Here is a 25720-nt window from a genome sequence, read left to right as displayed (position 1 = left end):
CGCAACGGGGCGGACATTCCCTTTTGTGGGAGTGTCCGCCCCGTTCAACCTGCAAGAAGTCGAGCGCCCTGTGGGAGGCGCATCGAAGTGGAGAGGTCCTGTCTCAGCGTTTTGAGAGTATATACGTGCGGTCCGCCCCGATGTACCAGAGGTCCTCGGTGCCGATCGCCACATCACCATACCGCCACGGGATCTCCGCGGCGCCGAAGGACCCGACGTCCAAGACGTGTTTGTAGCCGGGACGCAGCTCGTTGGCGAATGACTCCTGCTTGCCCATGAGGTGCCCGACGTTGCGTTTGCGGTATTCCGTGTTGAAATCCACGTCTGCACCGAGCATGCCGATCTCGACCATTCTGTCGAGGTGGGGAGCCAAATAGTCCAATGTCCCCTGATGGATGTCCTCACACACAACTCCGGGACGCAACTGGCCGATGATTCCCTCACGGACCACGTCGAAGAAGAACTCATAGGCTTGTTTGGCGCCGTCAGTGCGCGGAAGCGAGCGTGCCATGTCGGAGGTCGCCACAGTGATCCCGTCGAAGGTGATCCGCACACCAGCGTCGAGCTGGATGCACTTCGTGTCGTCGTTGATCGGGAAGTCGACGGGAGGACCGGGGAACAGCATTCTGTTTGAGGAGTGCAAGTTGGTGAAGTACGGTTCGATCGCAAAAGGAATCACGTTGTCCGTGCGAAATTCGACGATCTTGTCCACGTAGCGCGCGTAGATGTCGAGCTCGGTGAACTCAAGCCCCGCGGCCAAGGACTCTTCTGCCCATTTCAGAGCCTCTTCGATGGCGAAGACGCTGCACCTGGCAGCGACGATCTGGAACCCTAGGTCTTCGCGGTCACGAATGTCGCGCCAGTGACCGAGAGCGGTCGACAGCTCGTTGAGGACGGCGCCTTCGGCTTCGAGCTCGAGCGCCAGACCGGTTGCGATCCACTCCTCCTCAACGCCGATCTGATTACCATGTGCCAGTGCCACAGCGGCCGCACCAAATCCGACGAAGCGGCCGATCGGAGTGCCGGACACACCGTGCGCGGTCTCCGGAGCGAGAACATAGAGCTTTTCGTCCTGAGTGGACCAAACCGCCAGTTGACCTTCGCTCTGCTGAGTTCCGACGACCTCGCTGAAGTTCGGCGGAGCAGAGATGACGACGGCGTCGAGCCCTCGGTCCTGCGCCATCGACTGCAGAGCCGAATAGCGTGTATCGGTCTGCGACTGGATTTCCTTGTCGAGTCCGTCAAGGTGTTCGACGTCGGCGATGAGCCGCGTTGCAGTCTCCGCTCCGAGCTCACGCCAGCGAGAGAAGCGCTCAAGAACCGCTGCGGTGTCGATCTCATAGGCGACAACCGGAGTCGTCGGCTGCTTGTCGGCGACGACATCGAGGCTCTTCGACAAAGTCGAGTAGTGCTTCATGACGACACCGGAGTCGAGACCAACCTGATCCCCTTCTGCGAGCTCCTCAACCAATGTCGCCAGTGATGCTGAAGCCGGTGTATCGGCAACAATTCGGGGATCGATCGTCACCCACGGCGCATAGAATCTCATCCGCTCCTTCGGTACCCCGGCGGACAAGGCGTTTCCCTGCTCCTGCTGGCGAACAAGCAGCACTTCACCGTCAGTCGTGTCGGCGATGATCGGTGCAACCAGGGGGCTCGAATCAAGCCGAATCGCCGAGAACAGAAGGCTCTTCTGGGCGTCTAGTCCGAACGAATCTGCCAGACGCGTCTTGTCGGTTGTCAGTTTGATCATTGCGTTTCCAACTCCATATCTTCCTTGAGGCGTGTTCGCCTCGTGCGATGTGCCTTGGGCCGAAGGATCCCTGCCGGCCATCCCCTTGCATGTGTTCGTCGGGCCGGACGGGCGGACCGCTCAGCTGATTCCGGCGGTGACGCCGATGTGGGATTCGATCTCCGCCACGTAGCTGGCGAAGTTCTCTGAGAATTTGTGCTCTTTCGCGCGGGGACGTTCGATGTCCACTTTGACGTCGGCGACGATACGACCCGGACGATCGCCGACGACGACAACTCGATCTGCCAGCCATACTGCTTCGGAGATGCTGTGAGTGACGAAGAGGACACTGCAGCCCGTGCGACGCCAGATCCGCTGGATCTCGAAGTTCATCGAATCGCGTGTCATCGCGTCGAGCGCGCCGAATGGCTCATCCATGAGGAGGATTTCCGGACGTGAAACCAAGGCGCGGCAGATGGCGACACGCTGCTGCATCCCGCCGCTGAGCTCGTAAGAGTACCGGGTCGCTTTCTCTCCGAGTCCGACCATGTGCAGCAGCTCCATGGCGTGGTCCTTGGATTCCGATGTGACGGCGTCACGAAATTCCAAAGGCAGGAGGACATTGTCGAGATTATTCCGCCAAGGAAGGAGGACCGGGCTCTGGAACACCATGCCGATGTCCTTGAGAGCGGCACTGATCTCGCGTCCGCGGATGAGGATTTCGCCTTCAGAGGCTTCCTGCAGACCCGAGATCGTGTTGAGCAGCGTGGTTTTTCCGCTGCCGGACTGGCCGACGATTGAGACGAACTCCCCCGGGTTGACGTGGAAGTCGAGCCCCTTGAGGACGACGTTCTCCTGCCCGTCTCGCGAGGTGTAGGTCTTACCGACGTTGTTGACTGAGATCGCATAGTCAGTGGTCATGGTCGTACTCCATTCACTTTGTAGGTGCCGCAACGTCTTCGTCATGGCGAATCGGGTCGATGTAGTCGTTCGTATAGATGTCGTCGACGGTGAGGTCGGTCGAATTATCGAGACCGAGGAAGTCGGTGGCTACGCTCAGCATCTGTCCAACTCCGTCGTCGGTCATCACACCGAACTGGTCATCTGACTTTCCGGTGGCCCAGTTCAATTCACATTGCGACTTGAGCGCATAGGTCACGGTCTCCGGTTCATATCCTTGGACTTCCTTTGTGAAGTCTTCTGCAGTCTGATCCGGGTGGTCGCAGGCCCAGAGAAAGCCCTTCTGCATAGCGCGGTTGAACCGCTCAACACGTTCGGGATCATTCTTCAGGGACTCATCCGAGACGACGATGCCGTTGCCGTAGAGGTCGATGCCGACGTCAGACCATTTGAGAATGTTCGCCTTCTCACCGAGTGCCATCAGAGCCGGCTCATCGGAGACGTAGAGTGCGAGGTTCGCATCCCAACGATCGGCCAGCAGACCTGGAATCTTTGATTCGCCGGTGGCATGGACGACATTGACGTCATCCTGCTTGAGGCCACTGCGTTCGAGCGCGAGCGGCCACATCGCCGTCATGGCACCGGCGCCTTCAGTCGCCACCGTCTTGCCCTTCATATCCTCCCAGTTTTCGATGCCCGAACTCTCGAGTGCGATGGTCGCATACGCCGATCGGGCCTGAAGAAGGTTCACCTGCTTGACGTGAGCTCCTTTGCCCTGGCTGAGGATGGTCGCACCGAAATCGGCCCATCCGGCGTCGACTCTCCCGGTTTCGACGGACGTCACGGTGTTCGTCGAACCGGAACCCGGCATCAGCGAGACATCGAATCCCTCCTCTTCAAAGAACCCCTCGGCTTCAGCGGCGAAGAACGGTGCGTGCTTCGGCAGGTAGGCGACGTCGACCATGAGGTTGAAGTCATCGAGTCCGTCCTTTGGCGTGCATCCTGTCAGAGCGACGACAGACAGCAGAAGCGGCGCAACAAGCAGTTTCTTCAAGATGTGCATGGTTCCGCCTCTCACTTCGTGTAGTTCTTCCACGGCAGCAGCTTCTTCGAGATGAGGTCGATGATGAAGAAGAGAAGCAATGCGATCGCCGCGAGCACGATGAATGCCGCGAACATCGAGGGGAGGTCGACCTGAGAGTTCGCGAGAAGAATGACGTATCCGAGTCCCTTGGACCCAGCGATGAACTCACCGACCACGGCGCCGCCGACGGCCAGCGAGATCGAGATCTTCGCTCCCGTGAAGATCGAAGGAAGCGCATAGATGAAATCGATCTTCATCATCTTCTTCAGCTTCGAGGCACGGTTGATGCGTGCAAGGTCCTGCAGCTCGTGCGGCACAGAGTTGAGCCCGTCGAATGTGTTGATGACGAGGGGGAAGAATGCGATGGCCATTGCCACGAAAGCCTTCGACTCGAAGCCGAAGCCGAACCAGACGATGAACAGCGGCGCCAGAGCGACCTTCGGAATCGTGTCGATAGCGATGAGCGCCGGATAGAGGAAGGGACGAAGGAAAGAAGCGTAATAGAGGAGTGCTCCACACAGAACGCCCAATGCTGTGCCGAGCGCAAAGCCTGCGAGACCTTCCTGCAGGGTAGTGAGAGCGTTGACCGCGAAGTAACCGGGGTTCGTGAACAATTCTTCGAAAGCCGAAATCGGACCGACGAGCAGATACTTCGGGAAGTCGAAGATGAAGACTGCTAGCTCCCAGATCGCGAACAATCCGACGAGCCCGACAACAGCTTTGATTCCCGCCGTGAATGACTCAGGTTTGAGCCGAGATGCAGTCGGCGGAGCTGCCGGCGCAGGGCCGGGCTCCACAGGTCGAACTGCATCGGTATCGATGCGTGGTGCTGTTGTCATCGGCGATCCCTCCATTGGGTTCTGGTCCATGAGCAGGTGTGGCATTGCATTTGTGACGTGGAACAACTGTGATGCGTTCCAGTATTCGCGACTCAACGATGCCTGTCCAAGATTGTTTTCGCATGTTTCGATACCCTGAAGGAATTGCATCAATGAGTTTGTACAAGCAGGAAAAACTCGAGAGTTGAATTGAGAAACGCCAGGATACTCGTCATTCCCAAGAACATCCTGGCGCACCATGGCAACGTCGCGCGCAACACGAACCCACCCACCACCCCGAACTACCCGACGGCGGCCCAGATACCTCGCGCGAGGTTGCTGGGCCGCCGTCGGGTAGCAATTAGGAGCGGGCGTTCGCGAGGTCCTCGCGGAAGGCTCGGCCCGCCGCACCCAAGTCCCCGCATGAGGTGATGAAGCGGAAACCCTGCTCTTTTCGCAGCTTCGCCTCCTCGCCGTCGCCGCAGTGGATTCCCGGCACCACCCCGGCGGCATCGGCTGCCGTGCGGATCCGCACGAGCGCCTCGGTGTGGGCCTCGTTGTGCTGACCCGGCAGCGCACCCACGGCGAACGCGAGATCGGACGGACCGACATAGACCCCATCGATTCCCGGCACGGCGCAGATGTCCTCGACCGCGGCCAGACCCTCCTCGTTCTCGATCATGACAAACAGCAGAGGCCGCTCATCCCGAGTGTCCTGCACGGCGCCGTGCATGATCTCGGCCGTCGGTCCCCACGAACGATCCCCGCCCCGCGAGGGATAGTCGAGCGCGGCCACCGCGGCCCGTGCCTCGTCGACCGAGGACACGAGCGGGACGATGATCGCCTCGACTCCCGCGTCGGCGAGCGCCCCGATCTCCGTGAAGCGATTCGCCGCGACCCGCGCCGTCACGAGCGGATCTCCGCTGGCACGCACGGCATCGGTCAGTCGCAGCACATCGCTGGGCCGCACCAGCCCGTGCTGCAGGTCGAGGCAGACATAGTCGAATCCGGCCGCCGACCCGATCTTCGCCAGCTCCGGACTCGTCGACATCATCCACAGTCCGTTGTAGATCTCCCCCGCGCGCAGGCGGGCCCGATGGTTCTCAATCGCAGCAGTCATGACTGCATCGAATCACGGAACCCCACCCGGCCACCAGAGGTGCCCGATATCCGGATGAACCTCGCCGAGGCGGCCCACCCTTGCGTACGAATCATCGATCATTTCGCCGAGGCGGCCCTGAATGTCCGTACCAACGATCGTCCCGTCCGAAACGTCGTCCCGCCTCGGCGAATGGACGATGCGGGCGAGTCATCAGCCGTCCTCGAGAAGCGTCACTCTGCCGGGCTGTCCTCGAGGAGGGGGCCGATGACTCGGTGGCGGGAGATGACGAAAGGAGCGCTGTGCCCGACGTCGATGAGTTCGAGGTCGAGGCGACGCGGCAGCAGCGAGCGCCCCTTGCCGAGGACCACCGGGGCGGTCCAGGTGATGATTTCGTCGAGGAGCCCCTCGTCGGCGAACTGTCCGGCGAGGTCGCCGCCGCCCATCACCCACAGGTCATGGTCGCCCGTGGCGGTGCACATTTCGAAGTAGTGGTCGGAGACCGAGCCCTTCGCGAATCGGATGTCGGGTGTCTTCCCGTCCTTCCCGGTTTCGGGCAGGCCGAGCTTCCGGTGGGTCATCACCCACGCGGGCACCTCATAGGGCCACGGTCCGTCGAGGTTGCGCAGCACCCATTCGTACGTCGTCGAACCCATGACGATCGCTCCGACTCCGTCGATGAACCCGTCGTCCGGTGGCTCTTCGGTCTGGCGCAGCAGCCATTCGAGCGAGTCGTTCGGGTCGGCGATGAACCCGTCGAGCGTGGTCGCGGTGTAGTAGACGGTACGTGCCACAGGCAGTCTCCTCCTTGATGCGTCTCTCTGCCATCCTATTGGCCCGACGCTCTCTCGCAGCAGTTCGGCGTCGATTCCATCTGTTGACAGAACCGACGCCGATCGATGCGACGACACCCCGTCGCGCCTCAGACTCACCGAGCCCGTGACACCTCAGATTTCCAAAGCCTGCCGTGCCTCATACCTCCTGGGTCCGCAGCGCCTCGGCGATGTACTCGGCCTGCCGGATGGCGAGCGCCACGATCGTCAGGGTCGGGTTCGCGGCGGCGCCGGTGGTGAAGACCGATCCGTCGGAGATGAAGAGGTTCTTCACGTCGTGGGTCCGGCCCCACTTGTCGACGACACCGTCCTCGGGACGTTCGCTCATCCGTGCGGTGCCGAGGTTATGCGTCGACGGATAGGGCGGAGTGTGGTGCGAAGTCTTCGCCCCGACCGCTTCGTAGACTCTCTGACCTGCGGCGTAGGCGTGTTCGCGCATCGCCAGGTCATTTGCGTGATCGTCGTAGTGGACGTTCGGCACGGGCAGACCGTTTGTGTCCTTGACCGTCGTATTCAGCGTCACCCGGTTGCTTTCCTGCGGCATGTCCTCGCCGACGATCCACATTCCTGCGGTGTTGAGGTACCGGTCGAGCAGTGCCGCGAAGTCCGGTCCCCACCCGCCGGGCTCGACGAAGGAGGCCATGAACGCCGGCCCCAACGAGATCGTCTCCATGTAGTAGCCGCCGGAGAACCCGCGGTCGGGGTCATGGATCGATTCGTCGGCGATGGCTCCGGCCATCGTCTCCCCGCGGTACATCCGCACCGGCTTGTCGAAGTGCCCCCACACGGTGCCCGTCAGATGGCGCATATAATTCCGGCCCACGTGGCCGGACGAGTTCGCCAACCCGTCGGGGAAGGACGGTGTGCCGGAGAGGAGGAGCAGCCTCGGCGTCTCGATCGAGTTGCCGGCCACGCACACGATCTTCGCAGCCTGCCGGTGGAGGTTCCCGTCCTTGTCGAGGTAGAGCACGGCGTCGGCCCGACCATTGGCATCGTGCGTGATCTGCACGGCCTGGGACTCTGGTCGAAGATCGAGCAGCCCGGTGTCCGCGGCCCGCGGCAGCTCTCTGACCAGGGTCGACCATTTGGATTTGTTCTTATCGCCTTGGAAGTTGAAGCCGTCCTGGATGGAGGCGGGGCGGCCGTCGTATTCTTCGGCGTTCGTGGCGTACGGGCCAGTGGCGTAGAACTTGTAGCCGACCTCCTTCGCCCCTCCGGCGAAGACCTTGTAGTTGTTGTTCGCAGGCAGCGGCTTCCGGCCGTGGACATGGGTCGAGCCCATCGCCTTCTCGGCTCGGTCGTAGTACGGGGCCATCTCCTCGAGCGTGATCGGCCAATCGAGGAGGTTGGCGCCGTCGATGCGGCCGTAGACGCTGCGGGCCTTGAACTCATGAGCCTTGAATCGCGGGGTTGCTCCCGACCAGTGGGTCGTCGTTCCGCCCACGGCTTTGACGATCCAGGCCGGCAGATTCGGGAAGTCACGGGCGATCCGCCACGAACCGGTCGTCGTCCTGGGATCGAGCCAGGCCATCTGGTTGAACGCTTCCCATTCGTTGTTGACGTAGTCCTCGTTGTGCAGATACGGCCCAGCCTCGAGGACGACGACGGGAATGCCCTTCGCAGTGAGCTCGTAGGCCAAGGTTCCGCCACCGGCGCCGGAGCCGACGATGACGACGGTCGCCTCGTCCGGGTCGATGCTGAAACCTGTCACGCTGCGCCCCGCCTCGGCGTTGGACCGGCGCCCTGCATTCTGATCTTGTGTCATCACTTCTTCACCTCACCCATCTCGGCGCTCTGCGGCGCAGGCTGATTGGTCGAATCGTCACCGGCGGCGCTGCCGCTGCGGACACCCATAACCCCGTCACCGAGTTCGGGCAGCGGCTCGTCCTCGGGGTAGACGATCCGTGGTTCTGGCAGCCAATCGAGATCGTCGAAGCCGCGGTTGATGTAGCCGCCCTTGTCGAACGAGGGTCCTTCGTAGCCGAGCGTCTCCCACACCTCGACATCGTCGTAGAGGTTGAGCACGGCGGTGCGGCGGACGAAGCCGAAGAACTCGGTGGACTCGACGCGGCGCAGCACCTTCAGTGCGGACTCGTCGTCGAGGCTGCAGAAGTCGCCGTCGGAGAGCTGATCCAACGACAGCAGCCCTTGGATGAGGGCGACCCGGAACCACGTCTCCTCATCGGCGGCGATGAGGATCTTCTCCGCGGTACGCACATACGGCCCATCGGGGAAGTCTGCGTGCGGGAACGCCACGCGCAGCACTCGGATGAGGGTCTGCTTCGCCTCGTCCGTCATCTCCATCGCGTTGAGCGATGGATATTTGGCAGGGAATGCCATCGGATGCTCCTTTGCTCCAGTTCGGCCGGCGGCATCGACGCGCGCCCGCCACTGACCTGACACGAGCAACCTATGTGATCCGCGACACCATGGACTATCCTCATTCTCACCACATGAAAAAGTCGATCGCCGAGGCGATCGCACAGTCAGGAGACCGCGTGTCCAACAGTGCCGTGATCCAACGAACCTTCTCCGTCCTGGAAGCCGTCGCCGCTTCGGGCTGTGCCGCTGCGAAGACCGTGGCCACCCGCCTCGAGATCCCGCTGCCCACCGTCTACCGACTCCTCAACGAGCTCGCCGATTCCGGGTATCTCGTCTACCTCAAGGACACCAAGCGCTTCGAGCTCGGCCCGAAATGCTTCGAACTCGGACTGTCGTTCCAGCAGCGCCTCGTCGCTCCGCATCCGATTCGGCAGATCACCGATCAGCTCCACCGGTCGCTGGGCACCGCCGCCTATTTCGCGATCTACCGCGGCTCGGACATCATCCTCACCTACTGCTCCGACTGCGAGAAGCATCCGCGGCTGCGGCCTCTGCGCTTCGGTTTCCACGAGGCGGCGCACGCCACCGCTTTCGGCAAGATCCTCCTGGCCGGAATGCCCGAACCGCAGCGCACCGACTACCTCGAGGCGCGCGGAATGCAGGTGCTCACCCCGCAGACGATGATCAGTCGGGAGGCCCTCGACCCCCACCTTGCCGAGGTGGCCACCCGCGGAATCGCCTGGGAGCACGAGGAGTTCCTGCCTCGTCAGACCTGCGCGGCCGTGCCGGTGCGCAATGGCACGGGAATGCAGGTCGGGGCGATGGCGATCAGCACGCCTTCGTCGAAGATGGCGGGGCGGGCGAAGTTGGTCGAGTCGACCCTGCGCGAGCATGCGGGACTGGCGTCGAGCTACCTGCGCGGCGGGTCGGTCACCGTCCCCGTCGCCGAACACGCTTGAGCCCCGGACTCTCGATGGAGACAGCACTCCCGACGGAGACCACCCGCCCCACAGCCGGCCACGTTTGACCCCCAGCTTTATCGCCACATGAGAAGAACCGTGTCCTCCGGCTGCCGACTCTGCTGAGAATGATCGTGCTCACTCACAGTTGAGAACTCAAGGAGGAGAAATGGGCACGAACAACAGCGTCGCCGTGGTGACGGGGTCCGCACGGGGAATCGGTCAGGGCATCGCGCAGAGGCTCGGAGCCGATGGCCATCATGTCATCGTCGCCGATCTGCCGAGCATGCAGGACGGGGTGGCGGAGACCGTCACCACGATCGAAAGTGCAGGTGGGAAGGCCACCGGCGCCGAGGTGGACGTCACGGACGAGGATTCGCTGAGCCGCCTCGTCGAGGTTGCCGTCGATGCGGGAGGAAAACTCGACGTCTTCGTCGCGAACGCCGGAATCGCCCAGGTCGAACCCCTCATCGACTATTCGAAGGCGGATTTCGAGAAGATCGTCGACGTCAACCTCACCGGCGTCTTCCTGTCGTATCAGGCTGCGGCGAAGCAGATGATCGAGCAGGGCAACGGCGGCAAGATCATCGGCGCCGCCTCGATCGTCGCGTTCCGTCCCTTCGCGCTGCTGTCACCGTATTCGGCGACGAAATGGGCGGTGCGCGGACTCACCCAGGGTGCGGCGATGGAGTGGGCCAAGCACGGCATCACCGTCAACGCCTACGGGCCCGGCATCGTCGGCACCGCCATGTGGGATCTCATCGATGAGAAACTCGCCGCCGAGGAGGGGCTGGCCAAGGGTGAGGCGATCAAGAAATATGCTGGTGACATCCTCATGGGCCGGGTGTCCGTACCCGAGGACGTCGCGAACCTCGTGTCGTTCCTCGCCAGCGAGGACTCCGATTACATCACCGGACAGACCATGCTCGTCGACGGCGGAATGCAGTTCTCGTAACGTTGTCGCTGAGAGCAGAAACCGACACCGCCACACCCACATCTCCACCCGAGAGAACAACCACAGAGAGAAGGAAGAAGACATGATCTTCATCGTCGTGAAGTTCCCCGTCAACCCCGAAATGGCTGACCAGTGGCCCGAGCTGACCCGCGAATTCACCGAGGCGACCCGCGCAGAACCGGGCAACAAATGGTTCGACTGGTCGCGCAGCCTCGATGACCCGAACGAGTACGTCCTCGTCGAAGCCTTCGACGACGATGCCGCCGAAGCGCATGTGAAGTCCGACCATTTCCAGGCCGCGACCGCCGCGGGCGGGCCGATGCACTCCGCACTGACAGCGACCCCGAAGATCATCTCCCGTCAGATCGACGGTGATGATTGGGACGCGATGGGCGAGCTGCAGATCGACTGATCCCCCACCGAGGCGCCCGTCCTTGATCGGGACGACCTCATCCGCCGAGGATGTCGCGCGGGTCCGCTGATGCGTTCAGCGGGCCCGCGCTCTACTCACCGTCACCCTCGCTGCAGCTCGGTTGAGTCTATTCCCATGCCGCACACCGGTTGATAAGATTGTCTTATGAGCTTCGTCGAAGAGTACCGCCACGCGCAACGCTGTGAAGACATTGCGCGACTGCGCCGTGCACTCGCGCTCCGAGCCATGCTCGCCACTGGCATGAGTCAGCGAGAGATCGCGAATGATCTTGGAATCTCGCAGCCTGCCGTGAGTCAGCAGCTCAAATTCGCCCCCGCTCTTGATCTGGTTCATCCGGAGATCCTCCTGGAAGCCGCTGGTCCGATTCTCATGAAACTAGCCTCGGATCACGGCTATGAGAATTTGGCTGTCTTCGGTTCCGCTCCGCGCCGTGAAGCTCGAATGGACTCCGATATCGACTTGCTCGTCGACGCTCCGGAAGGCACTTCGTCTTTCGCCTTCATCCGTTTCAAACAACTTATCGAGAAGGTTCTCGGCAGAGAGATCGACTTGGTCGACTATGGCGGACTGAAGCCGGGGGTCGACGATGACATCCGCCGAGAAGCGGTGTCGCTGTGATGGATCGCAGAATTGCTAAGGAACTCGCCAGCGGGAATAGATTGAGCTCTGGCCACCGCCAATCGCAATTTCATCATCCATCAATACGACGCAATCAATCGCTCCGTCACCTGGCTGACCCTGTCCGTCGACCTCGGCGAGTGGAAGCAGGCGCTTCTGCCCTCGTTCAGAGCGGCGCAATCGTCACTGCAGACGCCCTCTGAACAGACCGACTGACTCTCGGCACCGGCCAACTCACCAGCTTGGTGAACCTGCAATAACTCGGCCCCTGCACTGAGCCGCTGCAGGTTCACCAAGCTGAAGGCTCACCTCTGCGGCAGGTACGCCTTCTGGCTGTCGACCCATTCGTCGAGCACGTTTGCGCGGTCATCGAATTTTGCGGTCGGGAACGCCAGACCTTTCGTCGGCACGCTGGCGCCGAGTTCGACGAGCAGCGGACGCAGGGTCGTCTCCACCGCGAGCGTGTGCGCCGGGGACCCGATGGTGAAGACCGGGATCGCGGTCAGTCCGTGCAGACCGCCAGCGTCGTACCGGTCGAGGAAGGCTTTGAGCAGTCCGGTGTAGCTGGCCTTGTAGGTCGGCGTGGCGATGACCGCGTAGTCGGCGGTGGCCAGACGTTCGGTGAGTGTGTTGAGGCGATCGGACTTCCACTCGAAGATCTCGCCGGACACCTCGGCGAGTTCGATGGTTTCGTCGATCTCGGATCCGGTCACCTCGGCGATCTTGGCGGCGAGGTCTTCGGCCACTTGGCGGGTTCGCGAATTTGGGCTCGGGTTGCCGACGACGACGGCGATGCGTGTGGTCATAAGGGGGTCCTCCCATTGGTGCGGTGCGCTCTTGTCCGGGCCCCGCGCTCGGCGGCTCCGTCTGCGCTCCACACTATGCGTCGGCTGATGGACCGAGCCCGATAAATGACATATCCGTTCTCATCCCCAACCTGGACCGATGCCATTCCACCGCTGCGCATCCTTGGTTACCATGAAGTACCGCCGATCTTCGGCGGACCTCCCGCACCTCACCTTCAACCGCCGTCAGATCATCGACGACCTCCGAGGAGCTTCCATGACCACCCCCGACTCCAGTCGCCCCACCGAAGACCAGGTCCTCGCCGCGCAGGCCGACGCCGTCGACCGCGGGCTCAACATCACCGTCGAGGGCGACACCCAGCACACGGTCCAGACGCTGAGCCAGACCTACCCGACCACCGTCTCCGACCTCTGGGAAGCCTGCACCGATCCGGTCCGGCTCGAGCGCTGGTTCGCACCCGTCAGCGGCGACCTCGAACTCGGCGGTCGCTACCAGATCGAAGGAAATGCCTCCGGCACGATCGAGAGCTGCGAACCGCCCCACTTCTACTCGCTGACCTGGGAATTCGCGGGAGGAGTCAGCCATGTCACCGTCCGCATCGCCGAGGCAGACGGCGGCGCACGCCTGACTCTCGAGCACTCGCACGCAGGTGAGGCGAACGCCGATTTCTGGGTGCAGTTCGGACCCGGCGCCACCGGGGTCGGGTGGGACATCTCCCTCCTCGGTCTCGCCAACCATCTCGTGGCCGGCACGGGACGCCCGGAAGACGAGAACGAATGGGTCGCCTCGGCGTCGGCCCAGGAATTCGTCCGCACCTCCAGCACCCGCTGGGGCGAGGCCTCGGCGGCGGCAGGCACACCCGTCGATCAGGCGCGCGCCGCCGCCGAACGCACCACCGGCTTCTACCTCGGCCAGCCTCCGGCCGAGTGACTTTCGACCGTCGACTGAGCCACCGGCGGAATGGTCCCGCCTACTCCCTCCCTACTCCCCCGCCTGCTTCCGCGCACCCAGCGCCAACCGGGCGATATCGCGCAGCACCTCGAGTTCCTCGCTGCCGTCGAGCAGCGCCCGCAGCTCGACTGCGGCCCGGCTGAGCAGGCTGCGATAGGCGCCGGCGACGTTGTCCGGTTCCCGCGTCAGCGGGTAGGACACACAGAGGGCGAACACGATCGCACCGACGGTGAAAGCCACACTCGCCGAGGCGGTCCCGGCCACCCGTGCCTGCTTGGTCGCGTAGAACTCCGCCGGATTTCCCGGCCCGCACAGCGCCAGGGCCGCCGAGCCGCCGTCGACGAGCGGGAGCACCGCCCCGACTCCGCGCGAGACGCGCAGCTCATGATCGGCTTCGACGTTGCGCACGCACACGCGGTCCTCACCCACGCGGACCCACAGCTGCACGGATTCCCCGGTCATCGTCCGCAGATGGTCGAGCACCGAGTTCGTCGTGGCGATATTGCGCCTGCCTGGGAAGGGCCCCAATCGCAGCAGTCCCGAGGAGTCACGGACGATGAACTTGTGCGCCCGCAGGTCGGTCAGCAACCGGTAGGTCGTCGACTTCGAATAGCCGAGTCGGCGGCACACCTCCGCGGCCGTCATCGGCGAGTCCTGGAGGACTTCGAGGATGGCCGCACTGCGGTCGATGACCCCGATCTCCGCCGGCGCCTGGTCAGAACTCTTCATTCCCACTCCTCACGACACCGTCACATCGGCGAGCAGCTTCCGCCGGGACACCCACCACCGGAAGATGATGGGTCCGATGATGCCTGCCACCATGAGGATGATGATCGACAGCGACACCGGCCTGGTGACCAGGGGTGCGAACGATCCACCGGAGATCTGCAGCATGCGCCGGAAGTTGTCCTCGAGCAGCGGGACGAGTACGAGCGCCAGGATCGCCGGAGCCAAGGGGATGCCGCCCTTCTCCATGAGGTAGCCGATGACGCCGAAGATGCCGAGCATCATCAGCCCGAACAGGCTGAATTCGATGGCGTAGGCGCCGATGACCACGAGCACGAGGATGGACGAGAAGAGGATCTCCTTGGGCATCTTCAACAGCTTCACGAAGACCCCGACCAGCGGCAGGTTGAGGATGATGAGCGCGATATTGCCGATGTACATGCTGGCGATGATCGTCCAGATCAGACCGGTCTCGTCCCGGAAGATCAGCGGTCCTGGCTGCAGGCCGTACATCGTGAACACGAAGAGCAGCAGCGCCGTCGTCGCCGAACCCGGGATGCCGAGGCTGAACAGCGGAATCATCGCACCGCCCACACCGGCGTTGTTCGCCGCTTCGGGACCGGCCACGCCCTCGATGGCGCCGTGACCGAACTCGTCCTTCCGCTTCGAGATCCGCTTCTCCATGATGTAGGACATGAACGAGGCCAGCGAGGGCCCGACACCGGGCAGGATGCCGATGATGAAGCCGACCACGGAACCGCGGGCCCACGGCCCGGCCGAGCGCTGCCAGTCTTCCTTCGTCATCCACTTGTCGTTTCCGAAGCTCTGGATCTCATCCATGGCCCCACGACCGAGCGCGAGGTTTCGGATCGCCTCGGGGATGGCGAAGAGCGCCATCGCGAAGATCGTGAAGTCGATCCCGTCGGAGAGCAGATCCATGCCGAAGGTCTGCCGGGGCAGTCCGGTCTGGAAGTCGAGTCCGATGAGGCCGACGGCCAGGCCGATGAAGATCGAGATGAGCGCCTTGGCCCGCGAACCCGCCGACATCGTCGACGCGAGCAGCAGGGCCGTGGCCATGAGCAGGAAGTATTCGGTGGCGCCGAAGACGTTCGCAAGCTTGACGAGGACGGGTGAGAGGAACGTCAGCCCGATGATCGCCAGGGTGCCGGCGAGGAACGATCCGATCGCCGCGGTCGCCAGGGCGGCCTTGCCCCGACCGCGGCGGGCCATTTCGTAGCCTTCGATCGCGGTCACCGCGCTGGCCACCTCACCAGGGGTTTTGATGAGCGTAGCGGTGATCGAGCCGCCGTACATCGACCCGTAGTAGATTCCGCACAGCAGGATGAGGCCGTGCACCGGCTCCATTCCGAAGGACACCGGGATGAGGATCGCGATCGCGGAGATCGGTCCGATTCCCGGGAGCACTCCGACAACGGTGCCCAGCAGCACGCCGAGGAGGGCGAAGGCGAGGCTGACCGGCTCGAGCGCCGAGGCGAAGCCGCCTCCCAGATCGATGAGAGTGTCCATGTCCGCCCCCTAGCCCAGGATTCCGACCGGCAGGTACACGGCGAGTCCGTAGACGAACGCCGTGTAGACCACGACCGCGAAGAGGACGGAGAAGATGAGGTTGCGGATCCACTTCTCAGGCGCGTAGATGCTGGTCAGCCCCATCAGGAACGCCGCAGTCGACAGCAGGAATCCGACCGGGATGAGGATCGCCAGATAGACGAAGAAGAGCGCGAACTGGAACACGACCTTGCGCACCTGCGGCTCCGGCGGGGCTTCGAGGACGATCCCGCCGACCCCTTCCTGACCGGAGGATCGGTCGGCGGTTTCAACGGATGTTTCCCCCGCCGAGGCGGCCGCACCGTCCCCGTCCCCCGCCGCGGTCGAGTGCGCGGATCCCGCGGACCCGGCCGACTCAGCGGACCCCGCAGACCCGGGCACCGCCTCGGCGAGGGTGTCCTTCCGGTGCCGGACGACCGCCTGGCCGGCGAGGAAGAGGCCGAGCACGATGAGTCCGATCCCCACGATGGCGGGGAAGGTGCGCGGGGTGACGATGTTCGTGGTCTCCTGGATGGAGAACGTCGCGATGTAGTACACCGCGCCGATGACGGCGATGGCGCCGCCGGTGATGAGGTCGGTGCGGAAAGCGGTCATTTGCTGTTGCCCAGGTCGGTCTCCTTGACGCCTTCGGCGACCGTCTTCGCCGCGTCGTCGACGTAGGTCTGAGCGTCGTCGCCGGTGTGGAACTCGGCGGCCCACTGGTTGTTCTTCAGCGTCTCCTGCCAGGCGTCGGACTTGCTCACGTCCTCGAGCGCCTTGGCCCAGAAGTCCACGGCTTCCTGCGGCATCTCGGCGGGTCCGTACACTCCGCGCCAGTTGCCCAGGGTCACGTCGTAGCCGGAGTCCTTCGCGGTGGGCACCTTGTCGAAGGGCGCCGCCAGCGGTTCCTGGGCGAAGGTGACGAGCGGTTCGATGTCACCGGCTTCGATGACGGAGCGGAATTCGCTCATGCCGGCGATGGCGACCTTCGCGTCCCCGTTGAGCATGGCGGTCGTCTGCTCCCCGCCGCCGTCGTAGTTGACGAAATTGATGTCGGCCGGGTCGACGCCGGCTTCCTTCGCGAACAGGGCGAACGGCAGAGTGTCGTCTCCGGCGGCCGCGACGGTGACCTTCTGCGGGTCGTCCTTGAGCGCCTTGACCAGGGCGTCGAGGTCCTTGAAGTCCCCGTCCTTCGGCGTCACGACCATGAAGTCCTCGACGTAGAGGGTGGCGATGAGCGTCGTGTCCTCGGGACCGAATTCGCAGAGGTTGCGCGCCTTCATCGTCTGGCTGGCCAGGGAGGTGATGGCGATCTGATCGTCCTTGCCCTTCTCCTGCTGCATCATCGACGTCAGCCACGAGCAGCCGGTGCCGCCGGGCTTGTTCTGCACGGGCAGCGGCGTGGAGACGATGTCTTCCTTCTGCAGCGCCTCGACGAGGGCGCGTGCCGTGGTGTCCCAACCGGATCCGGGCTCGGCCGGAGCCGTGACCGTGACCGGTCCTTTCGGATAGTCCCCGCCCTCGCCCGGAGGCTGCGCCTTGTTTCCGCAGGCGGTGGCGACGAGCGCGACCGAAGCGAGCACGGCCCCGATCTTCGCCGCGCGCTTGCGGGTGCTCGTCTTCCCTTCCTTCGCCGAGGCGGCCGTCCGTGTGCGTGTGATCGTCGTTGATCGCATGAGCTGTCCCCTTGTGTGTTCGGTTCTCGATATTTGGCGGTGTGCTGGTGATCTAGTGCTGGTGGAGCTGGTGCCTGCGCGTCCGGTGCCCGGCGGTTCGGAACTCATCCGCCCGGAGCCGGTGTGCCGCTGACTGAGTTGTCAGTCCAAGCGGTTCTCGTCGGGCTGGGGTCCATCGACCGGTGGGCCCGTCGGCACTGCGGGGCCGTCCCGGTAATGGCTGTTGTGGCGGCCGGGTTCGGGCACATCGCTGCGCAGTCCGAGCCGGTTCCCATCGAAGGTCAGCGGCAACAGCGGCACATCCACGCTTGCACCTGTCGGCAGCCCGGTGTGGGCGAGCGCTCCGGAGGCGACGAGGTGCGGGTCAGCCGTGAGGTCGGCCGGGGTGTTGACCGGAGCGACGGGCAGGCCGCGCCGGGTGCACTTGTCTTCGATCTCGGCCAGGCTCAGCTGTGACAGTGCCTGTTGAAGCTCGCGATGGATGCGGTCGCGTTGGTCGACTCGGCCTTGGTTGGTCAGCATGTCCGGGTCGGCAGCCAGCCCCGTCAGTCCGAATTCGTCGCAGAGGTCGCGCCATTGCCCATCGGAGACCGCGGCGACGAAGACCTGGTTGTCGTCGGCATCGCGGAAGATATCGTAGACGGCCCACGTGGCCTGTCGGGTCGGCATCGGCCGCGGTGGCTCGCCACTGATCTGGGACTGTGCCATGTGCGTGCCGACGAGGAACGCATTGTTCTCGAACAGTGCGGAGTTGATGAGTTTTCCGCGGCCGGTGGTTTCGCGCACCCGCAGTGCCGACTGGATGCCGATGACTCCGAACATTCCGCCCATGATGTCGTTGACGCTGGCACCGGCGCGCAGCGGCTGACCGGGCGGGCCGGTCATATAGGCCAAACCGCCGAGCATCTGCACGACCTCGTCGAGGGCGGCGCGGTTCCCGTAGGGGCCGGAAAGGAATCCCTTGAGCGAGCAGTAGATGAGTCCGGGGTTGCGGGCCGAGAGCTCCTCGTATCCGAAGCCGATCGATTCCATCTTCCCGACGCGGAAGTTCTCGAGCAGGACATCGGCGGAATCGATGAGGTCGAGGACGCGGTCACGGTCGGCCGCCTCGGCGATATCGAGTTGGACGCTGTGCTTATTGCGGTTGAACGCGGGGAACAGTCCGGACCCGGACCCGGGCAGGTAGCGGGTCTTGTCGCCGGCTCCACGGGGTTCGACCTTGATGACCTCGGCGCCGAGGTCGGCGAGGATCATCCCGCAGCTGGGGCCCATGACCATGTGGGAGAACTCGATGACGCGGATGCCTTCGAGCGGCAGCGGTTCAGGGGCCGTTGCCTGGGTCTGTTCGGCGGTCATGTGGGACGTCATTTCAGACCTTCGCCGAGGCGGCCGCGAACCGGTCGTCGAAGACCGCGGGGGTCGCGGGGATGTCCGACAGGCTCGAGGTCAGGTCGTGTCCGACGGCGGCGATGAGGGGGTCGCGCACCTCGCTGAGCGCGTCGACGTCGACGCCGGTGGCCACGCCCTCGCGGTGGAGGAGGTGGACGAGGTCGTCGGTGCCGATATTGCCGGCAGCGCCCGGGGCGAAGGGGCAGCCGCCGAGTCCGCCCATGGCCGCGTCGAAGTTCGCGACCCCCAGATCGAGAGCGGCGATGACGTTGGCCATGCCGAAGTTGTAGGTGTCGTGGAGATGGAGGTTGACCGGTTTGTCCGGGAAGGCGTCGAGAACCGCCGAGGTGTTGCGGCGGACCAGCGATGGGTTGGCGTTGCCGATGGTGTCGGCCACCCCGACTCCGTGGGCTCCGGCGTCGACGAAGGGACGGAGAACCTCGACGAGGTGGCCCGCCTCGGTGATCCCGTCGAAAGGGCAGATGAAGCTCACGGCAGTCGTGATGTCGAAGCGCAGTCCCTGGTCACGGGCATAGACGGCGGCATCCATAAGGCGGTCGGACGCCTCGGCGATGGAGGCATCGGAGTTCGCTTTCGAGTGTCCTTCGGAGGCCGAGAGCACGAGTTTGATGTTCTTCGCGCCTGCGTCGACGGCCCGTTGGGCGCCCTTGAGGTTGAAGACGAGGGTATAGAACTCGACCCCGTCGGCCTCGTGTGGTGCGAGCCGGCGCAGCAGTTCGTCGGTGTCGGCCATCTGCGGGACTTTCTTCGGATTGACGAAGGAGCCGACCTCGATGTGCTTGAGTCCCGCCGCAATGAGCTTCTCGGCCAGGGCGACTTTGACATCGGTGGGCACGATGGCTTTTTCGATCTGCAGCCCGTCGCGCAGAGTGGTGTCGAGGATGTCGACGGAAGTGGGCCGGACCATGGGACTCCTTCACGCAAGCTCCCGCTGAACGGGAAACGATTCGTCGCCGCGCGACCATGCGCGACTCCACTCTCGTTATATAACGTGCTCAGTCCAGGGAACAGGCTTTGTTCGGCATATGAGAGGTCGGGGAGAATTGCCTGTGTTCAGTCCCGTTTATCGGGAACCGATTGGCATGAGCACAACCCACGATGCGCAACCATAAGAACCGACCGACGAAGGCGTCCTGTACGACCTCACTCGCATAGCGATAATTAGGAAGTCAGCGGATCGATGTATCGCGCGCCTCGGCGCTCACCAATCAGCTCAAGCAGACCTTTGTCCCTCATAGTCCTAAGCAATGCTTTGGCTTCTTCAGAGGTAATTGAGCAGAGATCTGCCGCTTCTCTACGCGTTATTGAACCATGAGAGTCCACATAGGATCGCACTATCTGCTCCTGTTGAACACCGTCGAAAGAACGAACTCGAACGTAGCTGGACGGCGTCGATAGGTCACGATAAGTTGCCGCAGTCAACGTGTACCTACGCCCCCGACCATTGCCCCGCATCTCAACTATTCCCCTTTCGACCAGTCGGGTAAGAATACTGCGCGTCGCGATCTCGCCGGCTTGTGTAATTCGCGCCAGCTCGCCCGAAGTCAATTTCGGATTGTCAAGCAGCGAATGAACAATTTGGAGTTCAGCCAGCGAGAATTGCCCGCCTGTAGCTTCACTGTGTTCGACGACAAACTTCACCACCGATAGGTCAGAGTCACCCACCGGCAAGGAGACAACGACTCTCGAGGAATCAGTTCGCGAATAGTCTGGAGCCGCCCTACCAGTGCGCAATGTCCATTCGAAAACTCGGCTGATCCCGCGCCCGGTACGTTCCACTAAACCCGCTCGAAGGAACGCTTCTGCCAGAATTCTGCTCCGCGGACGCGACATGCTGAGAAAGTTGTCGAGTGTCACTCCTCCGGGAAATCCGCCAGGATTTGAGATGGCCAAGTCCAGATCACTCAACTGCACGGAAACTGGCCCCGGTATCGTGTAATCACGGTGGACGAGAGCGTTCGCAATCAGCTCTCGCACTGCCACCGGAGGAATCCGCGGAACAGAGACTCGCGTTAGACCAATATCCAACTCGTCCTCATCATTGAATCGCTGAACCTGCGCGAAGAGATCCTCCGCTGACTTGAAGAGCGGGTCGTGCGCGAACACATTCTGCTTAACCGTCAGGTCATCTGTGACCTGAAACGCGGTTTCATGCGTTGGAATGAAACGACGTATCGCATCCGGACGGCCGAACAATAAGAGCGCGCCGCGCTTGACTACTGCAGAATCCTCTCGCCCGTCAACGACGCCAAGTGCGCGGCCAAGTTCGAAATCAGTAAGTGTGGCCAGCGCACTTGCACCGCCAGAGCTTGTCGAAGCGAGCTTCCTCATCCGGTCGAATTCAAGCGGATCAAGGTCGCTGAGAGTCGCACCCGGTTCGGTGATTGCGGCATAGTCAATCTCACCGCGCTCGATTCGGTCTGCGAGCATTTCATGCGCTAGAAACGGCACACACTGAGGCTTGCCGTCGGACTGAAGAGCGCGTCGAACATACAATCCCTTTTTCGTCCCAGTGATTGATGCCGCTTGCGGCACCCTGATGACAATCACTTCCACTTCATCAAGACCGACCACCGATACATCCGTGAGCACCGGAGGAACTGTCTTGTTCGAAATGACTGCCTGCAGCCGCAATGGATCGGTTACCTCACCATGCCTTTTTCGCGCGCCGGTGATGGAGCCATCATCTTCGACGCCTATGAGCAGGTGCCCACCCTGCCCATTAGCGAGACATACGACCGTGTCCGCAATCTTGTCGTCCTTCATCACCTCGTGGCGATCCGATTTGAATTCGACGGTTAACGTTTCACCTGCGACGGCAAGGGCCCGAACATCTTTTGGGTTCACATCCATAAGTATTCCATAGTTTTGGAACTTTGGATTGCGTCACGCTATTCTCTCCAAACATTCCAATCCAAAATTCCAAAGCTGAGTATGGAATGAGCCAAACGTTCGCGCCAATCGCTCAACGTTGCACAAACATCCTGAACTACATTCGCTCAGGCCGAGCGGGAAGCTCGGTTCTTCGGCCGGTACGTCTGGATCGCGTGGCCTGCTTCGAGTTCGCCGCGGTCGACGAGCTCCAGATCGACGACGTCACTCAGTCCCGCGAAGAGGTAGGGTCCGTGGCCGGCGATGCAGGGGTGGACGACGAACTCGAACTCGTCGATGAGACCGAGTTCGGCCAGAGCCAACGGCAGAGTCACTCCCCCTGTCGCGAGACCCGTCACCGATAGTTCCTTGAGCTCGCGGACAGCGGTGCCGAGGTCGCCGCGGATGAGTTCGGAGTTCCAGTCGACGCTGTCCAGGGTGCTGGAGACGACAAATTTGCGAGCCGGGTCGATGGCCGCGACGAATGGGTCAAGGTCTTCCTCAGCGGTCGTGTCACCCTCGGGTCGGCGCCACGCGTCTTCCATCATCTGATAGGTGACGCGGCCGAAGATCAGCCCGTCGGCACGTTTGAGATTATTCGCATGGTGAAGGTGGAAGTCGTCGCTGATGACTCCGACGCGATGGTCGCAGCAGCCGTCGACGGTGACGTTGATCGAGTACCTCAGCTCGCCCATGGCATAAGAATAGACCTGGGCGGTCGCCGTCGGAAGAGGTCTCGGCGTTCAGTCCTCGACGCCGTCCTGGTCTGGCTCCGGGACTGCATTCTGCTCCGATGCCAGCCCCAACCACGACAGCACCTCATCCGTGTGCTCTCCCAGATCGGGCCCGAGATGGTCGATCGCGATCGATTCGCCGCCGATGACCGGGGTGATGCCGGGGAAAGCGACGTCCTCGAGGACTTCGTCGCCGGTGGAGACGTCGAGGTTCTGAATCATGCCGCGAGCGGCCAGCTGCTCATCGGCGACGAGGTCTTCGGCCGTATAGATGGGTCCCGCCGGAACTCCCACTTCCTCCAGAGTCTCGACGGCGTCCTCGACCGAACGCTGCGCGCACCACGCACCGATCGCTTCGTCGAGTTCGTCGCGTCGCTGCCAACGGCCGGCATTCGTCTGCAGGTCGGCATCCTCGGCGAGGTCGGGACGGTCGATCGCCGTCATCAGCCGCGGGAAGATTCCATCCCCGTTGCCGGCGATGACCACGGATTTCCCTCCCGCACACAGGTAGCCGTTCGAGGGCGCGATGCCCTCCATCCGACCACCGGTGCGGGTGCGGACCTCGCCGAATGCGGAGTAGTCGGGGACGAGGGATTCCATCACGGAGAACATCGCCTCGTTGAGCGCGACGTCGACGGTCCGATCCGACAGCGGACCCTTGCCTTCGAAGCTGTGCGCGGAACCGACGACCGCCTCGGCGGCTCCGGCGATCTTCTGCCGCTGACGGTCGAAGAGCATCATCACCGCACCGAACGCCGCCTGCATCCCGGCGATCGAATCGCCGATCGAGATGCCCACGCGCACCGGCGGGCGGTCGGGGTCGCCGACGAGTTCGCGAAAGCCGGAATATCCTTCGGCGACAGCAGCGAATCCGGGCCGGGACGACATCGGTCCGGTCTGGCCGAACGCTGAGATGCGCACGAACACAAGATCGGGGTTCGCCTCTTCGAGCACATCGGGGCCGAGTCCCCATTTCTCGAGGGTGCCGGGGCGGAAGTTCTCGAGCAGGATGTCGCTGCGGCGGACGAGTTCGAGCACAGCTTCGCGTCCCTCATCGCTGCGCAGGTCGAGCACGACCGACTTCTTATTGCGGTTGATCGTGCGGTAGAGCATCGAGGTGTCGCCGGCCTTGAGCCGCCAATTGCGCAGCTCATCACCGGTGCCGGGGCGTTCGACCTTGATCACCTCGGCGCCGAAGTCCGCAAGCATCCGCCCGGCGGTGGGGGCGGCGATGTAGTTGCCGAGTTCGAGGACTCGCACACCAGAAAGGGGAAGTCGGTGCGTGCTCATGACGATGCTCCTAGTTGTGCGTGGTTCGGTTCTCCCATGGTGCCAGGTGTCGGCGCGATCGGCGCGGATATCCGCCGTCCGGGCGGTCGGAAGGTCAACCTCGCCGAGGCGGCGCTCAGCTGTTCCGCAGCGTGACCTACGCGCGTTGACCGATGGATTCGGTCGGAAGCTCAGCCTTCGACCGACCGATCCCGGCACGCACGGCTTCGCACACCGCAACGACGAGGATGTTGACGCCGAGGCCGATGATGCCTTCGCTGATCGCCCATGGCAACGGCAACCAGAACGTGTAGGCGATGACGACGATCAGGCCCGCCGCGAGACCGGCGATGATCGAGCGGACACTGAGCCGACCGCGGAAGAAGAGAGCCGCGGCGATCGCCGGAGCGAGCTGGTCGAGGCCGGAGAACGTCAGCAGCAGGAGGTTCGCCAGCAGGTCGGGCATGACGATGGCCAGCAGCAGCGACAGGGCAGTGGCGACGACGACGATGATCTGAGTCGCAGTGAACTGATGCCGTTCGGATCTGATCCGGAAGACATTGCGTGAAGCCAGGGTCGAGATGCCGATGAGCAGCGCGGCCGAGGGCACCATCGCAGTGGTGATTCCGGCAACGGCGAGGACTCCGATCACCCAATCGGGGAACATCTGTCCGGACAAGTGGAGCAGAGCCGAGTCGGCATCGGTGTTCCGGCCGAGGATGACGACGGCCACGTAGCCGACGATGAGCGGCAGGACGATGAAGGTGTTGTAGATCGGCAGCCACAGGTAGTTCTGGCGAAGCACCGCGGAGCTGCGGGCGGCCAGGATCGGCGGCCACATGTGCGGGAGAGTCACGAAGGCCACGCCGATGGCGCTGATCGCCATGTTCGAGATGTACCAGGGGATGCCGTACTCCTCTGTGCCGTGGACGCTCAGGAGGTCGGGCATGGTCGCAGCGACGGTGTCGAAGACGTTCGTGAATCCGCCGGTGAAATGGATGGGGATCGAGATGCATACGACGAAGAGCATGACGAGCATGAGCGCGTCTTTGAAGTACGCGGTCGTGGCCACGCCTCGCAGGCCCGACCACAGGACGAAGGCGACGACGAGGATGAAGGCGATGACCATTGACCACACGCCCGTCGTTCGATTGCCGGTGACGAGTTGGACGATGAGGCCGAGTCCGGTGATCTGCAGCTGCAGGTAGGGCAGCAGGAAGATGACTCCGCAGATGCCGGCGATGACTCCGAGGGTGCGCGAGGAGTAGCTGTGTTCGAGGAAGTCGGCCTGTGTCAGGTGTCCGCGTGCTTTGGCCATGCGCCAGATCTTCGGGCCGATGAAGTAGAGGACCAGGTAGCCGAGGGGTACGTAGGGCATCGAGTAGAAGGCGGCGGCACCTCCCGAGACCACGAGCCCCGCGGTACCGAGGAAGGTGAAAGTGGTGAAGGTTTCGCCGGCCTGAAGCAGCCAGGTGGTGGCCACGCCGAAGCGTCGGCCGCCGACGGTCCACTCGGAGAGGTCGGCATTGGGCTTCTTGCGCCCGATGAAGCCGAGGATCGCGACGAGGACGATTCCGCCGAGGGTGACGATCTCGATAGTGCTCATCTCAGCCCTCCCGACCGTTGTCGGGGCGTGCCTGCACTTCCGGTCGGTCCCCGACTTGGGCCGATTCGAGCCTCTCGGCTTCTTCGAGGGCAAGGTCGTCGAGGTGGCCCTGCCGTTCGAGATCGGGGCGGGTCTTCTCGATGATCAGGAGGATGCCGGTGACGAGGAGGCTGCCGGGCACACAGGTCCACCACAAGATGGTCGGCAGTCCGAGAAACAGATGTGGGCCATTGAGAATCGGCAGCCATTGGAGGACGAAGGCGGCGATCACCGGAATGAGACAGAGAACCGCCCAGACCGTGACGCGACCTTTCGTCACCCGTCGTGTGTCGGAATCGGGTGTACTCATTGTGCCTCCCGCACTCGTTCGGC

Annotated in this window: 25 protein-coding genes; 5 read left to right on the top strand and 20 right to left on the bottom strand. The window is 63.1% G+C overall.

All coding sequences use genetic code 11. The features are described from left to right. Window positions 1-103: 103 nt before the first annotated feature. The 8 genes from AC3CD9_RS17320 to AC3CD9_RS17285 all read right to left on the bottom strand — a co-directional run bounded on the left by AC3CD9_RS17320 (window position 104) and on the right by AC3CD9_RS17285 (window position 8806). Complete coding sequence (locus tag AC3CD9_RS17320) at window positions 104-1753, bottom strand: M24 family metallopeptidase (protein ID WP_488365225.1); 1650 nt, start codon at window positions 1751-1753, stop codon at window positions 104-106. Window positions 1754-1873: 120 nt separating this feature from the next. Continuing rightward, on the bottom strand, window positions 1874-2653 hold the full coding sequence (locus tag AC3CD9_RS17315) for an ABC transporter ATP-binding protein (RefSeq protein ID WP_139467842.1): 780 nt from the start codon (window positions 2651-2653) through the stop codon (window positions 1874-1876). A gap of 13 nt (window positions 2654-2666) precedes the next feature. Continuing rightward, window positions 2667-3695, bottom strand: coding sequence for an ABC transporter substrate-binding protein (locus AC3CD9_RS17310; protein WP_488365224.1), 1029 nt, complete (start codon window positions 3693-3695; stop codon window positions 2667-2669). Between the two features lie 11 nt (window positions 3696-3706). Beyond that, complete coding sequence (locus tag AC3CD9_RS17305; RefSeq protein ID WP_181271054.1) at window positions 3707-4555, bottom strand: ABC transporter permease; 849 nt, start codon at window positions 4553-4555, stop codon at window positions 3707-3709. A gap of 340 nt (window positions 4556-4895) precedes the next feature. Next, window positions 4896-5654 carry an HpcH/HpaI aldolase family protein gene (locus tag AC3CD9_RS17300; RefSeq protein WP_488365223.1) on the bottom strand — a complete coding sequence of 253 codons (759 nt, stop codon included), beginning with the start codon at window positions 5652-5654 and terminating at the stop codon, window positions 4896-4898. A 212-nt stretch (window positions 5655-5866) separates the two neighbouring features. Then, the gene (locus AC3CD9_RS17295) at window positions 5867-6427 is read right to left on the bottom strand and encodes a dihydrofolate reductase family protein (RefSeq protein ID WP_488365222.1); all 561 of its coding nucleotides are present in this window, start codon (window positions 6425-6427) and stop codon (window positions 5867-5869) included. A 178-nt stretch (window positions 6428-6605) separates the two neighbouring features. Continuing rightward, complete coding sequence (locus AC3CD9_RS17290) at window positions 6606-8231, bottom strand: GMC family oxidoreductase (RefSeq protein ID WP_488365221.1); 1626 nt, start codon at window positions 8229-8231, stop codon at window positions 6606-6608. After that, window positions 8231-8806: a hypothetical protein gene (locus tag AC3CD9_RS17285; protein ID WP_488365220.1), complete on the bottom strand. Its 576-nt coding sequence runs from the start codon at window positions 8804-8806 to the stop codon at window positions 8231-8233. The genes AC3CD9_RS17290 and AC3CD9_RS17285 overlap by 1 nt, the downstream gene beginning before the upstream one ends. Window positions 8807-8919: 113 nt before the next feature. Between AC3CD9_RS17285 and AC3CD9_RS17280 the strand changes: the two genes are divergently transcribed. The 4 genes from AC3CD9_RS17280 to AC3CD9_RS17265 all read left to right on the top strand — a co-directional run bounded on the left by AC3CD9_RS17280 (window position 8920) and on the right by AC3CD9_RS17265 (window position 11753). Then, window positions 8920-9747: an IclR family transcriptional regulator gene (locus AC3CD9_RS17280; RefSeq protein ID WP_172172749.1), complete on the top strand. Its 828-nt coding sequence runs from the start codon at window positions 8920-8922 to the stop codon at window positions 9745-9747. 169 nt (window positions 9748-9916) lie between these two features. Further along, on the top strand, window positions 9917-10702 hold the full coding sequence (locus AC3CD9_RS17275; RefSeq protein WP_488365219.1) for an SDR family oxidoreductase: 786 nt from the start codon (window positions 9917-9919) through the stop codon (window positions 10700-10702). Window positions 10703-10784: 82 nt separating this feature from the next. After that, window positions 10785-11114: a putative quinol monooxygenase gene (locus AC3CD9_RS17270; protein ID WP_488365218.1), complete on the top strand. Its 330-nt coding sequence runs from the start codon at window positions 10785-10787 to the stop codon at window positions 11112-11114. Between the two features lie 165 nt (window positions 11115-11279). After that, window positions 11280-11753 (top strand): nucleotidyltransferase family protein, encoded by a 474-nt coding sequence (locus tag AC3CD9_RS17265; protein ID WP_488365217.1) that lies wholly within the window; start codon window positions 11280-11282, stop codon window positions 11751-11753. A 305-nt stretch (window positions 11754-12058) separates the two neighbouring features. Here AC3CD9_RS17265 and AC3CD9_RS17260 read toward each other — a convergent pair whose 3' ends face one another. Next, complete coding sequence (locus AC3CD9_RS17260; protein ID WP_488365216.1) at window positions 12059-12559, bottom strand: NADPH-dependent FMN reductase; 501 nt, start codon at window positions 12557-12559, stop codon at window positions 12059-12061. Window positions 12560-12815: 256 nt separating this feature from the next. Between AC3CD9_RS17260 and AC3CD9_RS17255 the strand changes: the two genes are divergently transcribed. After that, window positions 12816-13490 carry an SRPBCC family protein gene (locus tag AC3CD9_RS17255; RefSeq protein WP_488365215.1) on the top strand — a complete coding sequence of 225 codons (675 nt, stop codon included), beginning with the start codon at window positions 12816-12818 and terminating at the stop codon, window positions 13488-13490. Between the two features lie 51 nt (window positions 13491-13541). On the opposite strand, the gene AC3CD9_RS17250 is transcribed toward AC3CD9_RS17255, so the two are convergent. The 11 genes from AC3CD9_RS17250 to AC3CD9_RS17200 form a co-directional block, all read right to left on the bottom strand. Beyond that, entirely contained in the window at window positions 13542-14240 is a 699-nt protein-coding gene (locus AC3CD9_RS17250) for a helix-turn-helix domain-containing protein (protein WP_482401164.1), read from the bottom strand. A 9-nt stretch (window positions 14241-14249) separates the two neighbouring features. Further along, the gene (locus AC3CD9_RS17245) at window positions 14250-15764 is read right to left on the bottom strand and encodes a tripartite tricarboxylate transporter permease (protein ID WP_488365214.1); all 1515 of its coding nucleotides are present in this window, start codon (window positions 15762-15764) and stop codon (window positions 14250-14252) included. A 9-nt stretch (window positions 15765-15773) separates the two neighbouring features. After that, the gene (locus AC3CD9_RS17240; protein ID WP_488365213.1) at window positions 15774-16397 is read right to left on the bottom strand and encodes a tripartite tricarboxylate transporter TctB family protein; all 624 of its coding nucleotides are present in this window, start codon (window positions 16395-16397) and stop codon (window positions 15774-15776) included. Beyond that, complete coding sequence (locus AC3CD9_RS17235; protein ID WP_488365212.1) at window positions 16394-17458, bottom strand: Bug family tripartite tricarboxylate transporter substrate binding protein; 1065 nt, start codon at window positions 17456-17458, stop codon at window positions 16394-16396. The genes AC3CD9_RS17240 and AC3CD9_RS17235 overlap by 4 nt, the downstream gene beginning before the upstream one ends. A 141-nt stretch (window positions 17459-17599) precedes the next feature. Further along, window positions 17600-18814 (bottom strand): CaiB/BaiF CoA transferase family protein, encoded by a 1215-nt coding sequence (locus tag AC3CD9_RS17230; RefSeq protein ID WP_488365211.1) that lies wholly within the window; start codon window positions 18812-18814, stop codon window positions 17600-17602. A gap of 13 nt (window positions 18815-18827) precedes the next feature. Beyond that, window positions 18828-19775 carry a hydroxymethylglutaryl-CoA lyase gene (locus AC3CD9_RS17225; RefSeq protein ID WP_488365210.1) on the bottom strand — a complete coding sequence of 316 codons (948 nt, stop codon included), beginning with the start codon at window positions 19773-19775 and terminating at the stop codon, window positions 18828-18830. Between the two features lie 254 nt (window positions 19776-20029). Beyond that, entirely contained in the window at window positions 20030-21721 is a 1692-nt protein-coding gene (locus tag AC3CD9_RS17220; RefSeq protein ID WP_488365209.1) for an RNA/DNA-binding domain-containing protein, read from the bottom strand. 146 nt (window positions 21722-21867) lie between these two features. Further along, window positions 21868-22434: a dihydrofolate reductase family protein gene (locus AC3CD9_RS17215; RefSeq protein ID WP_488365208.1), complete on the bottom strand. Its 567-nt coding sequence runs from the start codon at window positions 22432-22434 to the stop codon at window positions 21868-21870. Window positions 22435-22482: 48 nt separating this feature from the next. Continuing rightward, a complete protein-coding gene (locus AC3CD9_RS17210; RefSeq protein WP_488365207.1) occupies window positions 22483-23763 on the bottom strand; it encodes a CaiB/BaiF CoA transferase family protein in 1281 nt (426 codons plus the stop codon). Window positions 23764-23899: 136 nt separating this feature from the next. Then, window positions 23900-25348 (bottom strand): sodium:solute symporter family protein, encoded by a 1449-nt coding sequence (locus AC3CD9_RS17205; protein WP_488365206.1) that lies wholly within the window; start codon window positions 25346-25348, stop codon window positions 23900-23902. 1 nt (window position 25349) lies between these two features. Then, a complete protein-coding gene (locus tag AC3CD9_RS17200; protein WP_488365205.1) occupies window positions 25350-25697 on the bottom strand; it encodes a hypothetical protein in 348 nt (115 codons plus the stop codon). Window positions 25698-25720: the final 23 nt, after the last annotated feature.

The organism is Brevibacterium sp. MGP-B1 (genome assembly GCF_057766545.1).
The sequence above is the reverse complement of the archived record's forward strand: the minus strand, read 5'-3'. Positions and strand labels throughout refer to the sequence as shown.